Source organism: Citrobacter sp. UYEF32, from assembly GCF_040546205.1.
Taxonomy (GTDB): Bacteria; Pseudomonadota; Gammaproteobacteria; order Enterobacterales; family Enterobacteriaceae; genus Phytobacter; species Phytobacter diazotrophicus.
This window is the reverse complement of record NZ_JBEPNI010000004.1, coordinates 450,717-464,698: the sequence shown is the minus strand read 5'-3', so window position 1 is coordinate 464,698 and position 13,982 is coordinate 450,717. Positions and strand designations below refer to the sequence as shown.

The following is a 13,982-nucleotide window of genomic DNA, read 5'->3' as shown; positions in this document are numbered from 1 at the left end:
ATACAACGAGCGGTGGAAGATCAACAGATCCTGTGTGGCTTAGGTTCGGCTTTAAAAGCCGATGGCAGTGGGTAGTATGAGCGACGTTCAAACGGGTGAAGTCTGCTTAAACATAATGATGACTCTTAACTCTCGGTACTCATTGCTCCGTACTCTGGAAATTTTGAAGAGAATGCCGCGCAGGTAGACTCCCGAAGACGACAACATTTTACTATCGATGCGACTCAAATTTGGGAGCTTCGAAAGCTCAGCAGCCTAAACAGAACAACATACAAGATTTATCATGAACCACCCGCCACGTGATTGGTGAGGCGCTATAAAACTAAATTTTGCACTAAAGCATCACTACAACTAATGAATGAAATCTATTTTAAATAACCATCAACTTGTCTTTTTTTCAAGTTAGGTGATTAATGAGGTTCTTAATTATCCTTTATCGTAATACGTTAGCTCAATGCATATTCAATGTTAAATGCAATATGTTTTGGTTGTAAAAATGTATAAGTTTGGCAGGCGGAATAAACATCATGAAATATTTTTCATATCAATATTATTCATGAAATGATTAAATATTTCCAAGTTATTCGTTTTGTGAATTTTAAATATTTTTAACTAACTGATATTAAAAGATTTTATTAATTTTTCGAACGAGCTTCTATAATTATAGAACTTATTAATTAATATCGTTATATTAATAGATTATAACTTATAGGATCTATCCGGATACCTCGCTACATTTATAGCTGATTTGGATGTTCAGTAAGTTTGTATCAGGAAGATACCCGCAATTTTTATCCTTTTGTCTTTACCTTCCTGTCAGGAATTTCATTCCCAAAATGCGAAAATTCGCCAGGTTAAAAAATTAGCAAGATAAATTTTTAATTTTTATTTATACGCATCCCCGAGCATGCTGGTAGCTAAAGCCAGGGGCGGTAGCGTGTCTCATGACATCAAGGTTGCATCACTAATGGTCAGAAGTGGGTTAGAAGTTCAGCAAGCGGCTGTGAAAGCGCTGTTCCTGCGCGAGATTAAAACGCGATTTGGTAAGTACCGTTTGGGGTATCTGTGGGCGATACTGGAGCCAGCGGCACATTTGCTTATTTTATTAGCAGTCTTTGGGTATATTATGCATCGCACTATGCCTGATATTTCGTTTCCAGTATTTTTACTGAATGGGTTAATTCCTTATTTTTTATTTAGTAATATCTCTACGAGATCTATTGGTGCTATTGAGGCTAACCAAGGGTTATTTAATTATAGACCAGTAAAGCCCGTTGATACAATTATTGCTCGTACATTACTCGAAACACTTATATGCAGCGGTGTATATATTGTTCTTATGTGTATTGTAGGAGTGTTTGGTGAAAAAATTTCAATTACTAGTATCCTCACTCTAATTCTTACCTGGAGTCTACTTATTCTTTTCGCTTTCGGTTTTGGCCTGATTTTTATGGTCCTTGGAAAAACGTTTCCCGAGGCCGAAAAATTCTTACCAATCGTTCTCAAACCTCTTTACTTTATATCTTGCGTCATGTTTCCACTTCATGCCATTCCGAAGGAGTTTTGGCCGTATCTACTTTGGAACCCCATTATTCATGCTGTTGAGTTAAGCCGGGAATCTGTCGTTGCAGGCTACGTTAGCGAAGGCGTAAGTTTGAACTATTTGGCTCTTTGCGCTCTGGTTGCTCTCTTTTTAGGTCTGGCAGTTTATCATAAACGCGAAGAGGCAATGTTAACCTCATGATCAAAATAGAAAACCTGACTAAATCATATCGAACTCCTAAAGGAAGGCACTACGTTTTTAAAGACTTAAACATCGAATTGCCATCGGGGAAAAGTATTGCGTTGATAGGGCGTAATGGTGCAGGTAAATCGACGTTATTAAGAATGATCGGTGGTATAGATCGTCCCGATAGTGGAAAAATTGTTACTGACAGCTCAATCTCATGGCCTGTAGGGCTCTCTGGTGGTTTTCAGGGAAGCTTAACGGGGCGAGAAAATGTGAAATTCGTTGCCCGGTTATATGCAAAAAAAGAAGAGCTAAAAGAGAAAGTCACCTTTGTAGAAGAATTTGCCGAGTTGGGTAAATATTTCGATATGCCAATAAAAACGTACTCATCAGGAATGCGTTCTCGTCTTGGGTTTGGGTTAAGTATGGCTTTCAAATTTGATTATTATCTGGTTGATGAAATTACAGCTGTTGGTGATGCAAGATTTAAGAAAAAATGCCTGGATATATTTAACTCAAAGCGGAGACATTCCAATTTTTTAATGGTAACACATAGTTTAAATTTATTAAAACAATATTGCGATATAGCAATCTATATAGGAAGAAGCAATGAAGTAACTTACTTCGAAGATGTTGGTGATGCGATTGATACATATACAAAAGATGTTAGTAAGTACAGTTAGGTAAAATGAATATGAAAGTTACTGTTATAATACCATTAAGAATTACCGAAGGACTTTACCAGGCTGAAGAGAGGCTAAGTCGTATTATCGGAAACATTCCATCTGAAAAATTTAATATTCTCATTGTTAATTACGGAACCCCTAAAAAATTCTCTAATATTTTAAAGGGATTGGGTTCTCATTCTCATTTGAAAATATTAGATATTGATACGGGCTCTCAAATTTTTAGCATAGGCCATGCTAGAGATTTAGGGGTTCAATATTCAGAAGATAATGTCGTTTTATTTAACGATATTGATTTCTTTGGAAACAAAGATATGTATGAACGTATCCATACTGAGGTCCTGGCAAGAGATATGGTTAATTCAATATACGATTTCTTTTGCGTTCCTGTCTTTTTCCTGACTGAGAATGGGACTAAAGAGACTTTATCTTCTTCTCATAATTCAGAATGTAGTGAAAATAGCTATATACATAGAAAAATTTATGAATCACATAAAGATTTTGTAGCGTTTCCCGCTTATGGCAGTTCTGCGATGGTGGTTAATAAACATCACTATTTAGCTATTGGAGGGCATAGTAGAGAATTTTATGGTCATGGTGCAGAAGATTATGATGTATTACATAGGCTTAGCAGCTATTATGCTAAAGGCCCCAAGACTGCGGATTATTACAATAATACCAAATCAAATAGCATTGATAATTATCGTGGTTTTAGAGCTTATTTTGCTTTATATGGGATAGATGTTTTTAATCGGGGGATCTTCTTTCAGCATCTGTGGCACCCTACGAGATCAATTCCGGGTTATCATCAAACGCAAAGGAATTTTTCTTTATTAGAAAATCTAATGAAGAAATTTGATCAGGATAAAGAACAACCTTTTCCTTTAAGTAACGCTAATGTTAAGAGTAAAACGTTATTTTTAATTGATACAAAATCTCGTACTTTCAAAGCAATAAGACATTTAACTCCACTTTTTGGTAGTTTGGTTTTTATGTCTGAGAACTTATTTTCTAATATTGATTCATTATTTCGTTACATTAGTAAAAATGAAATTGATAGAGTATTCTTCCTAAATCCTTATGGAAATGAGCACCGTTTGGCATTATATGCAGGTGTTAAAGAAAGAAATATTCCGTTTGTTGTTTTTGATCGTGGTGCTCTGCCAGATTCGTGGTTCTTAGATCATAATGGGTTTAATTACGACAGTAAAAGTTATTCGCCAGAGGCCTGGCAACGAAAATTAACTCAAGAACAAGAAGATGAAGTTGAAAATTATCTTTTCAATTTAAGGAATGGCGAGCACACATTAGAACATAATTCACCGAGAAAAACATCTGGATTTTTAAAAGAATTATACCAGATTGGTGATCGGAAAGTGTTATTCGTGCCGTTTCAAAGACCAACGGATACCGTTACAACCTATTTTGCAGGTGCTGCTGGATCAGTTGGTAGATTTCAGAGTTGGGTTGAATATATAGCTGAAAACCTTCCCAAAGAAGAATGGGTTGTAATTTGTAAGAATCATCCTCTAGAAAAAGATCTTCCTAGAATAAATGGTGTCTTATATGCAGAAGATGATACGCATATACATGACCTAATTGATTTGGCAGATAAAGTATTATTAATGAATTCTGGGGTTGGTTTAATTTCCCTTGCTTTTATGAAACCGGTTATTTGTGCGTCTGACGCTTTTTATGCACACGAAGGTTTAGCTATTCCTGCATTTGATGCCATGCACGCTCAAGAACTCATTAATCAAGATTTGCTAGTTGATAAAAGAAAAGTATTGCAATTCTATTGGCATATGCTTAATAGAGTCTACTCATTTGGCCAATCAAATTACAAGAAAACAAAAGCAAGTGATGGTACAGAACGGAAAATTATTAATGAGATTTTATTTAATAAAATTAACTATAATAATAAAACGATTATTTTAGGATCCTCTGCGGAAGGGATCAGTCTGGATGCGCCGCTTTTTTACTCTTTTGGTGGTCGTGAGAAAATTAAGGAAACACTCAAATCATCTAATGCAAAATCCAATGGAACAAATGTATTAGTCGAAAATAGTATCGTTAAAGAATCCAAATTACATATTGAAAGTAATTCGGGAAATAGTGCCGAGCTTAAAGTAAATAATCTAAAGGAAGATAAGAAAAAGATTGGAAAATTTAGCAGGAAAGTGAGGAAATTGATAAGAGCTCCAGGTGGTTTTTTTAAAGATGCCATCAAAAACAGAAAGAGTAATGCTAAAGTTTTAAAAAAATGACATGTCATTGTACCCATTTTTAATTTTATTATTCCCTTTGTGGTTTATTTCATAACGCTTACTACAGAATGGCTTTTTTAAACGGAGGGTGCAAAAACTTTCCTGGCATAAAAAGCCGTGAAGGTTAAGAAGAAAATGATTCAATAGTGATTGTTCAATTATTACCTTCGTCGGGTTTTATTTTATGTCCAATTTTGAATGCTCGCGTGAACAAAAAAAAGAGGATTGATTATTTCCAATTTCTGTTTTGTAAAATAAATGGATGTGTTTATAGTTTAAGCTATTAGTATAATACACCGCATTTATCTGCGTGTTCTCCAGCAAATACTCACGAAATTTCTTAAACAACTTCATGTCCGGCTTGAAATTTGCCGTCCAGAACTGGTGCAAGTGTCCCTGATATGTCATCCCTTTGATGTCATACAGGGCGTTGCCCATCACCTTCAACGGTTTGTTATGCACTAACGCTGAAATTCCCGCCGTACTGTTAATAGTCACCACGGCTTTGGCATGCGTCAGTAATTCCGGCATCGGTAAATCGTGGACATAAATTATGCGATTGGTCACGCCATACTTTTTACTCAGCCGCTTAATCAACGGGCCATACAGACGATGCCCGCGATCCATAGGGTGGTGCTTAATGATCAGCACATCGTCTTTCGGCGCTTTGCGTGCAAACGAGAAGATCACATCGTTAATATAATCCCGGACATCAGCGTATGGGCTATGGTTGCGGATCTGACTATCGTTATAGACCTGCAAAATCGCAAGGTAATAGCGTTGATCGAATGTCGTCTGCAGCGTCTCCATTACGCCACGTTGTTTCCAGCCATACCATTGCTTACGCCACCACGCGCGCACCCAGCATTTTGCCTCGTACCATGGTGAAAAAGATTTGTGATGGCGATAATGCATGAACTCGTGTCTATAACGCCAGCCGATAAGATAATACCATGTCGCGTGGATGTAACGGCGGCCTGAGGACGGTTTCAGTGGCTGGGGTTCTGAGGGCGGGAAATCTGGCAAGCTCCGGTAAAAATCAGGATCACGGGGCAGGGGGGAGAAAGCATTCACTCCGCCTTCTTCAAGTGTAATAAAATGAGGCCGCAGATAGCCCTCTTCGAAAGCCAGGAAACGAATACCTTTCGCTTTCGCCCAGGCATGCGCCGCCCTATGCAATGGACGGCAGTCTCCGAAGCACAAGATGGTGTCGAATGGATAAACCTTCCAGGTCTCTTTCAGCCAGGTCGGGAATTCCTTCGGCGTTTGTGTATAAGTAAGGTGCTGACGATGTCGACAATAAAAACGATCGCCACCATTAAATACAACATTTACCGCTTCGCGTTCCAGCGTCTCCAGCCAGTTGGCGACATCGTTGAAGAAAGGCCCCATTGGTCCTTGCAACAGCAGATATTTTTTCCCAGCGAGTAATGTCTTAACGGTATTATTTTGCATCATCGTCCATGAGTCTCAAATTAACACTAACCAAAACGAACTTTGTAAAACATCAATAACTTGCGGTACTGTCTGGCTAATCGACCAATATTTTTTTTCGTGATTTTCATTTCACCGCGTGGAGCGGTGCTCAGCCATATTACGGCCTCTTCTGCCTGCATTGGCTCCAGTCGCTGTGGATGGATATAAGTTGGGTACGCGATAAGCGTTTGCCACACTAAATCCGTAAGACTGAGCTGTCGGGCGCGCCGGGGAATATTGTGCTCATCCTGAGTGAGTCCCCAGCCGGCATAAAAAGGCAGGCCATAGCAAAATACTCGCTTACCGTGCATTAAGGCTTCGAAGCCGGAAAGAGAGGTCATGGTGTGTAACTCATCAGCGAGTTGAATGCACTGAATGATATCGGCATCCAGCGCCTGGCAGTCGGCCCAACGGGCGATATCTTCCGCCACGACTTGCCCTTTACGGTTGCCAACCAGCACATCCGGGTGCGGTTTAAAGACAACAAACGCGTCAGGATTGCGCTCGCGTACCGTACGCAATAAATCCCGGTTGGTGTTAACAGATCTCGCCCCTGTCAGAATCGATGCGTCATCCTCCACCTGACCGGGTACCAGAATAATTTTTTTACCGGTAGCCTCGGGCGGTAAGTGCCACTCCTGTCCAAGGTTGTATTTACTGACTTTGTTGCGCACAAGTTGTTGCAGAAGGGCTTGCGCACGCTCCCGCTGATGTTCGCTCAGGCTGCTGGCGTTCAGCAGGTTTTCCAGATCGCTTGGACGGGATGCGTCGTAATAGATACCGGTTTTATCCAGCACTAAAGACAGGGGGGCGAGCAAATCGGAACCCAGGCCGGAGGAGCGGATAAACCCGTCTTCCATCCGCCACAGTGGAATGCGCTGTGCATCTGCCTGCGCCTGCCATTTTTTCTCTCCCCTTGTACCCCAGGCAATAAGCGCGCTGGCTTGTCGACACTGCTTCGCAAAGCGTACCCGGTTCTCCGCTGTTTTCAGAAACGGCCTCAGTATTGCTGTTTTCCACAGGCTTAATCCCGGCGCCCATAGCGTGCCACGGCGTGACTGGTTGTGGTTACGCTGTAAGACCAGCCAGTCGACAACGCAGGCCAGCGTTGCAGGTTTTCCGCTTACCGGGTGTCGGTAACGGCAGTAGCGCAAATAGGCGGCGGTAAATAGATTGCTCAGTGTGGTCGGTTGTCGGCGTGCGGCAAGCTCACGGGCCTTTGGGTGACGGTCATCTGTTAGTCCCCAGCCCGCATACCATGGCTGCCCAAAGCAGACGACGGGTTTGCCTGCCAGCAACGCTTCAAAACCATACTGCGAGGTGACCACATACACCTTTTGCATGTGCCGCAGTAGCGATTGCGGGCTGATATCTTCGGCAAATACGCGCACACGGTCGTCGGATTTCAGGTTCGCAAAGTACCCCGCCTTTTTGCCGCATAGCACATCTGGATGCACCTTCACCCAAACCTCTGCGCTCGGATTTTCCTGCTTTGCTGTCTCAAGCATCTGCTGGAAGCTTTCCGGGCCGGCGTTGCCTTTGGTGACAGACATATCGCCAAACGTCTGGTCAATCACCAGCACGGCCTCTGGCATAATATCCGGTGCGACAAACGGCGGCGCCTGGTTGTATTTCGACAAATCATTGTCAACGATGGCGCGCATCATCGCCTGCGCTTCAGCCGCGAGCGGCTTATTGCCGTCATTATCTTTTACCAGGCATTCAAGCGAGCTCGGAACCGAAGCGTCGTAATAGATGCCTAAATGATCAACGACGATGGAGAGAGGCGGGCAACCCTGAACGCCTAACCCGAGAGAACGAATAAAGCCATCTTCCAGGCGAATAACCGGGAGACCAACGGATTGTGCCAGGGCAACAGGCTTTTGCGCGCTGGGGCGGTGGCCCCAGACGGCGATAGCATTCACCTGCTCGGGAATGGTTTTATAAGGCGAAAGCCGCACTGGTTCTCCAGGCAGAAAACTGGCCAGATGCGGAATGCGCCAGATCCCCCCGGAATAAATACCCAGTCTGTTTCTCGTTCGTTCCATCAATATCAATCCGTTGATTAAAGAAGAAAACGTTTTTACCGCTGCTTGTTTCGCTTTCCCCGGCATGCCGGGAAAAGCATCTGCGACAGAGCTGATTAGATTGTCAGCACAACCCTGGCGGCAACGGCAAGCTGATAAAGAATGGTCGAAATACCACGCGTAACTTCAATGTTTTTCGATTCGTATTTCGGCAGAACCATGATTTCGTCACCGGGTTGCAGTTTTCCTGCATCGTCAGCATCAACCGACTCGCCGTTCTGGTGAATCACAATGATTTTTGAATTGCCGGATTTCTGCGTCAGCCCACCGCATTTTTTGATGTAATCGTCCACATCCATTCCGTCCTGCCAGGAGACGGCGTTCGGGAACAGCACTTCCCCGTGCACCATAACCAGCGACGTTTTTTCCGGAATCATTATGACGTCACCATCTTCCAGCAGCACCGAGTCGATGTTGCTTTCGCTAAGCACGACTTGCCCTTTCGGAACGACAGCACGCGCTTTATTGACGAACCGGCTAACCAGTTGTGCTTCCTGCATGCGCAAACGGGCCTCTTCCTGCGTTGAGGATTGTGCTGAAAGAGAGGCCTCTTCCAGTTTCTGCAACGACAGGTTCAGCATCTCTTTCTGACGCTCCGCAACAGATGTTCTGTACAACTGGATGGCCTTCATCTGCGACATGCTATTCGGGCGGATCTGCGATAGCACCTGACGCATGGTCGAACCGTATGGCAGAACTATCGCATGTTCGCCGGAATGGGCACCGTCAACACGTACCTGAATGGTGCCTGCATAGCGGTCTGAACTCACGATAAGACGGTCGCCATCCTGTAGAGAGCGGCCCGCTGCGGAGCCGAGAGGATAGTATTCGCTACGTTTTACGGTACCTTGCTGACGGATAATGGTCATGTGGGTGGCGCCGGGTTTCGGACGCGCCCAACTGAGTGCCTCTGTGACCGGAATCGTACTGTTGGCGAATTCAAAGTCGTAACTGTTAAACACATCGCCTTCTACGCTGAATGTATGCTGACGTGGACCAACGACGATGGTATCGCCATCGACAAACTGCGACAGGCCCAGCTTACCGTTCAGCAGAAAATCGTACAGGTTCACGCGTGAGATAACCGATTTGCCACGTTTGACGATGATATTAACGTAGCTGCCGCGCTCACTGTCGACGCCGCCAGCTTTGCTCAGATAAGAGAGCAGGGAGTCAGATGCCACGCCACCATATAAGCCTGGGCTTCGCACATAGCCGGTCACGAAAACTTTCACCGGCTGAGCCTGCAGCAGGGAGGCATAGACGTTAACGTTCGACGTATAAACTTCTTTGATCTTACTGGTGACGGTATTGTTCAACTGCGCATTGGTCATACCCGAGACTTTCAGCGGGCCAATATTAGGCAGGAAAATATTGCCTTTCGGGTCAACGGTGAGCGCCCCGTCATACTGGAATGCGCCCCACAGTCGAATCTGGATGGTATCACCGAGACCAATCACATAGCCTGGGTTGAACCCCAGACCTGCGCCTGAAGCTGCGCTGATAGAGGTAAACAACTGTGCGCCGAACATGCGGCTGGGCAGTGCGGCAGCCACGGGTGGCGGTGTGTTGTCAAACCCGGTTGCGTTCTGAGTTTCTTCTGTCTTGCCGGAGATAATCGACGGCAACGGCGCCGCCCCTGTCAGATTTGGATCGGCTGTAATACCTGTCGGACCTGCCGCCCAGGCCGCATGGCAGACCAGAAGGAGCAGTGCCGATTTTAATAATTTCATGTTCAACTCTGTAAAATTCACTGTGCGTCCAAAATTAGTCTTTGTGATCTTCAATCACGGCCAGCAGCAATTTGATGGTGCCGAAGAGTAGGCAGCAGACTAACAACCAGCTTGCCAGCAGGTAGCCGCTATTGGGAAAACTGGACTCTTCCGGTTGTTGCGGTGAACTGATGACCGACAACACTTTGAGTTTACGTGCCGCTTCCAGGCGTGTTTTTTCAATGGCTTTGATCGCCATCGTGTAGATTTCGGTATCGAAGGTGACGCGTGCTTTAATCTCGTCAAAGTCAGCCGCCATGCTGTTGAGTTTCTTATCGCCTGGCGCGGTGATTTTGCTCTGCTCTGCGTCGATCTGTGCCTGCAGGGCTTTTATTGAATTACGAAGGCTAATGACCTGGGGCGCATCTTCACGCAAGTAACTCAATAAATTACGCAGCTCGGCTTCCAGCTCAACTTTTTTACCTTGTAAGGTCATCACCAGAGAGGTGGCAGCAGTGGCGGAGGCTTCGGGATCGAGGATATTGTTCTGATTCTGGTAAGCCAGTAATTCTGCTTTACTTTTATCAAGGCGGATACGGGCCTGCTGTAGTTCTTCCTGGGCGAAGTTCAACTGCTCTCGCGCGATTTTATGGGAGAGCTCGTTAATAAAACGCTCTGACTCTTTCAGGACTGCTTTATTGAACTGCTGTGAGAATTCCGGCGTAAAACCCTGGGTCTGAATCGTCAAAAGACCGGTTTTGTCATCAAAGACCACAGAGATTCGGTCGCGGTAGTAATTGAGGAACTGTTCTGCCGTTGTATCTTTAGAGAGATGATGAATGAAGTCCAGCCCGCTATGGCTCCATGCATCGTGAAAATCGAGCTGTTTATCGAGTACTTTCAGCATATCTGCTGAGTTGATGTACTCCTTGAGATACAACGCGTCTTCGGTGGAACTGGGGTTGGATGCACCCAGCAGCAAGCCGACATTCAGGCTGGCGCCTTCAATATCACTGGGACGTTTTACCGCGACCTTTGATTCGCTCATATATCGCGGCTGGCTGAAAATCACCAAATAGATGACGAGCAGCGCCATCGGGGCGGCAATAACAATCCAGGCAAGATGCTGCTGGATCCAGGCAAGATTAAATTTGGCCGTACGTGCGCGTAACGAGGACGCCAGCAACTTTACTTTATGTGTAGACATGTCACTTTCAACGTTATTCTCCCCGGCAAAAATTTGCTGAGGGGAAGACTTTTTATGTCGGTATAAACAGGTGAGGTGTCAGTCGAAAATCCTGACTGAACCAATCACATCCTGTGAATTATCGGTGATGAGTAGGGTGGAGATGCGGTGTTTAGTCATCTTCTCTTCCGCATTGATGACTTCTGCCAGATGGCGGAGTGCATCACCTTGCTCCGTCAATGTGCTGCGTACGCTGTTAATCAGCGCTTGCTCTTCTGTTTCCGTGTTCACGTTAAAATCCATTTTGTTTCCTGTTGGTAATCTCTACGTGACGGTTGGTGTCCAGGCCATAGTTAACAGGCGCACCGTCACAGCAACCGATTTAGGACATACCACTCAGTTATCATCCTGTTCCTTGAAATGCAAAAAAATACCCAGTCGCCATGGTGGTGACGTTTACCAGGTACATTTGAAACTTGCGAGTTCGGGGACTATCTTTTATTTTTCCGTTTTTTAGCACAAGCAGCCCTTATATACAACTGCAACGAATTTAGTAATGCTGAGTATAATAGCTTTTACTATTGTTCTTTTAAGATTAACTGTTTGTAATTTTTGGGTTTTTTGTTGTTTTTAATGTGGTTTGTAATTCTTTTTATTGCCTGTTTATAAATTTTAAAAGCGTAATAAATTAATGCTGACTCGCAGGGTTGTATTTATTTTATCAAGCAGTTTTTCCAAAGTATTCATATTGGAAATATATTTAAAATAATGTGAAATAGTCTGGCATTGATATCTGGATTTATTTTTCCATTAATACGGATAAAAAAACGCCACCCCGAAGGATGGCGTCTGATAAGGCAGAAAATACGGACGAATTAATCGTCGAGGAAGCTACGCAGAACCTCAGAGCGGCTTGGGTGGCGCAGTTTACGCAGCGCCTTCGCTTCGATCTGACGGATACGTTCGCGGGTAACGTCGAACTGTTTACCCACTTCTTCCAGCGTGTGGTCGGTATTCATATCGATACCGAAACGCATACGCAGCACTTTTGCTTCACGGGCGGTCAGGCCAGCCAGAACGTCGTGCGTAGCGGCACGCAGGCTCTCGGTGGTCGCAGAGTCCAGCGGCAGCTCGAGGGTGGTGTCCTCGATGAAATCACCCAGATGCGAATCTTCATCGTCGCCAATCGGCGTTTCCATGGAGATCGGCTCTTTGGCAATCTTCAGCACTTTGCGGATCTTATCTTCCGGCATCAGCATACGTTCGGCCAGCTCTTCCGGCGTCGGCTCACGGCCCATCTCTTGCAACATCTGGCGGGAGATACGGTTGAGCTTGTTGATAGTCTCAATCATATGCACCGGAATACGGATGGTGCGCGCCTGATCCGCGATAGAACGGGTGATTGCCTGACGGATCCACCAGGTTGCATAGGTGGAGAACTTGTAACCGCGACGGTATTCAAACTTATCTACCGCTTTCATCAGGCCGATGTTGCCTTCCTGAATCAGATCGAGGAACTGCAGACCACGGTTGGTGTATTTCTTGGCGATAGAGATAACCAGACGCAGGTTCGCTTCAACCATCTCTTTCTTCGCACGGCGCGCTTTCGCTTCACCGATGGACATACGACGGTTAATGTCTTTCACCTGCTCGATGGTCAGGCCGGTCTCTTCTTCAATCTGCTGCAGTTTCTGCAGGCCGCGCTGAACGTCCTCAGACACTTCATGCAGTTTTTCAGACCACGGCTTGTTCATCGCCAGGGCTGCATTGAACCAGGTCTCGTTGGTTTCGTTGCCAGTAAACAGCGTAATGAAGTTTTTCTTCGGCATTTTGCACTGTTCAACGCACAGCTTCATGATAATGCGTTCCTGGGTACGCACGCGATCCATCATGGTGCGCATGCTGTTTACCAGGTAATCGAACTGTTTTGGTACCAGACGGAACTGTTTGAAGACTTCGGACAACTGCAGGATTTCGGCTGCGGCATCAGCGTGGCTACGGCCTTTCGCTTTGATGGTGTCACGGGTTTTTTCGTACTGTGTACGCAGTTCGGCAAATTTTTCGCGCGCCAGCTCAGGATCGATGCTGTTGTCATCGTCGCTGCTGTCATCGCCATCTTCGTCTTCATCTTCGTCTTCATCGTCGTCCAGCTCTTCCTGAGAGAGCTCAGAACCGACGTGAGTCGCCGTAGGTGCCAGATCTTCTTCCGCGTTCGGATCGACGAAGCCAGTGATCAAATCAGACAGGCGAGCCTGCTCCGCTTCAACACGATCATATTGTTCCAGCAGATAGGTAATGGCTTCCGGGTACTCGGCAACGGAGCACTGAACCTGGTTGATCCCGTCTTCGATACGCTTAGCGATGTCAATTTCGCCTTCGCGGGTCAACAGTTCAACGGTACCCATTTCGCGCATGTACATGCGCACCGGATCGGTTGTACGACCGATTTCAGATTCAACACTGGAAAGAACCTGTGCAGCCGCTTCTTCTGCATCTTCATCAGTGTTGTTGGCGGTTTCGGCAAGCAGTAGATCATCGGCATCCGGTGCTTCTTCCATCACCTGAATGCCCATGTCGTTGATCATTTGGATGATGTCTTCGATCTGATCGGAGTCGACGATATCTTCCGGCAGATGGTCATTGACCTCGGCATAGGTCAGATAGCCTTGCTCCTTACCACGTTGGACAAGAAGTTTCAGCTGTGACTGCGGGTTTTGCTCCATAAGACGGTATCCACACTTAATTCAAGAGGGTTGGTGTCGGTCAGCGAAATAAAACCGCCAACTTGGTGTAACGAGGGCTTACTTATATTTTTGCCGCTGCCTCTCAATGCGGCTGT

The 13,982-nt window shown here is 45.2% G+C and carries 9 protein-coding genes; 3 read left to right on the top strand and 6 right to left on the bottom strand.

Features of this window, described 5'->3' with window-relative positions; all coding sequences use genetic code 11:
* Positions 1–967: 967 nt before the first annotated feature.
* Genes ABIB59_RS13545 through ABIB59_RS13535 form a run of 3 tightly spaced genes read left to right on the top strand, consistent with a single transcriptional unit; the run spans position 968 to position 4,682 of the window.
* Positions 968–1,744: an ABC transporter permease gene (locus tag ABIB59_RS13545; protein ID WP_354035915.1), complete on the top strand. Its 777-nt coding sequence runs from the start codon at positions 968–970 to the stop codon at positions 1,742–1,744.
* Positions 1,741–2,412, top strand: coding sequence for an ABC transporter ATP-binding protein (locus tag ABIB59_RS13540; RefSeq protein ID WP_354035783.1), 672 nt, complete (start codon positions 1,741–1,743; stop codon positions 2,410–2,412). The genes ABIB59_RS13545 and ABIB59_RS13540 overlap by 4 nt, the downstream gene beginning before the upstream one ends.
* 11 nt (positions 2,413–2,423) lie before the next feature.
* A complete protein-coding gene (locus tag ABIB59_RS13535) occupies positions 2,424–4,682 on the top strand; it encodes a capsular polysaccharide export protein, LipB/KpsS family (RefSeq protein ID WP_354035781.1) in 2,259 nt (752 codons plus the stop codon).
* A gap of 177 nt (positions 4,683–4,859) precedes the next feature.
* Here ABIB59_RS13535 and ABIB59_RS13530 read toward each other — a convergent pair whose 3' ends face one another.
* The 6 genes from ABIB59_RS13530 to rpoD all read right to left on the bottom strand — a co-directional run bounded on the left by ABIB59_RS13530 (position 4,860) and on the right by rpoD (position 13,866).
* Positions 4,860–6,137, bottom strand: a complete 1,278-nt coding sequence (locus ABIB59_RS13530) for a capsule polysaccharide biogenesis protein (protein WP_354035913.1) — start codon at positions 6,135–6,137, stop codon at positions 4,860–4,862.
* A 26-nt stretch (positions 6,138–6,163) separates the two neighbouring features.
* The gene (locus ABIB59_RS13525; RefSeq protein ID WP_354035779.1) at positions 6,164–8,206 is read right to left on the bottom strand and encodes a capsule polysaccharide biogenesis protein; all 2,043 of its coding nucleotides are present in this window, start codon (positions 8,204–8,206) and stop codon (positions 6,164–6,166) included.
* Between the two features lie 95 nt (positions 8,207–8,301).
* Complete coding sequence (locus ABIB59_RS13520; protein WP_107223698.1) at positions 8,302–9,978, bottom strand: polysaccharide biosynthesis/export family protein; 1,677 nt, start codon at positions 9,976–9,978, stop codon at positions 8,302–8,304.
* 34 nt (positions 9,979–10,012) lie between these two features.
* Entirely contained in the window at positions 10,013–11,164 is a 1,152-nt protein-coding gene (locus ABIB59_RS13515) for a capsule biosynthesis protein (protein WP_071194530.1), read from the bottom strand.
* A gap of 78 nt (positions 11,165–11,242) precedes the next feature.
* Positions 11,243–11,446: a hypothetical protein gene (locus tag ABIB59_RS13510; RefSeq protein WP_079497092.1), complete on the bottom strand. Its 204-nt coding sequence runs from the start codon at positions 11,444–11,446 to the stop codon at positions 11,243–11,245.
* 572 nt (positions 11,447–12,018) lie between these two features.
* Positions 12,019–13,866 carry an RNA polymerase sigma factor RpoD gene (gene rpoD / locus ABIB59_RS13505; protein ID WP_039078118.1) on the bottom strand — a complete coding sequence of 616 codons (1,848 nt, stop codon included), beginning with the start codon at positions 13,864–13,866 and terminating at the stop codon, positions 12,019–12,021.
* Between the last annotated feature and the right edge of the window lie 116 nt (positions 13,867–13,982).

What these genes read in the sequence shown, in the direction of transcription:
- ABIB59_RS13515 (WP_071194530.1), bottom strand. Translation starts at nt 11,164, where the DNA reads ATGTCTACACATAAAGTAAAGTTGCTGGCGTCCTCGTTACGCGCACGT.
- ABIB59_RS13530 (WP_354035913.1), bottom strand. Translation starts at nt 6,137, where the DNA reads ATGCAAAATAATACCGTTAAGACATTACTCGCTGGGAAAAAATATCTG.
- ABIB59_RS13545 (WP_354035915.1), top strand. Translation starts at nt 968, where the DNA reads ATGGTCAGAAGTGGGTTAGAAGTTCAGCAAGCGGCTGTGAAAGCGCTG.
- ABIB59_RS13520 (WP_107223698.1), bottom strand. Translation starts at nt 9,978, where the DNA reads ATGAAATTATTAAAATCGGCACTGCTCCTTCTGGTCTGCCATGCGGCC.
- ABIB59_RS13525 (WP_354035779.1), bottom strand. Translation starts at nt 8,206, where the DNA reads ATGGAACGAACGAGAAACAGACTGGGTATTTATTCCGGGGGGATCTGG.
- ABIB59_RS13510 (WP_079497092.1), bottom strand. Translation starts at nt 11,446, where the DNA reads ATGGATTTTAACGTGAACACGGAAACAGAAGAGCAAGCGCTGATTAAC.
- ABIB59_RS13540 (WP_354035783.1), top strand. Translation starts at nt 1,741, where the DNA reads ATGATCAAAATAGAAAACCTGACTAAATCATATCGAACTCCTAAAGGA.
- rpoD (WP_039078118.1), bottom strand. Translation starts at nt 13,866, where the DNA reads ATGGAGCAAAACCCGCAGTCACAGCTGAAACTTCTTGTCCAACGTGGT.
- ABIB59_RS13535 (WP_354035781.1), top strand. Translation starts at nt 2,424, where the DNA reads ATGAAAGTTACTGTTATAATACCATTAAGAATTACCGAAGGACTTTAC.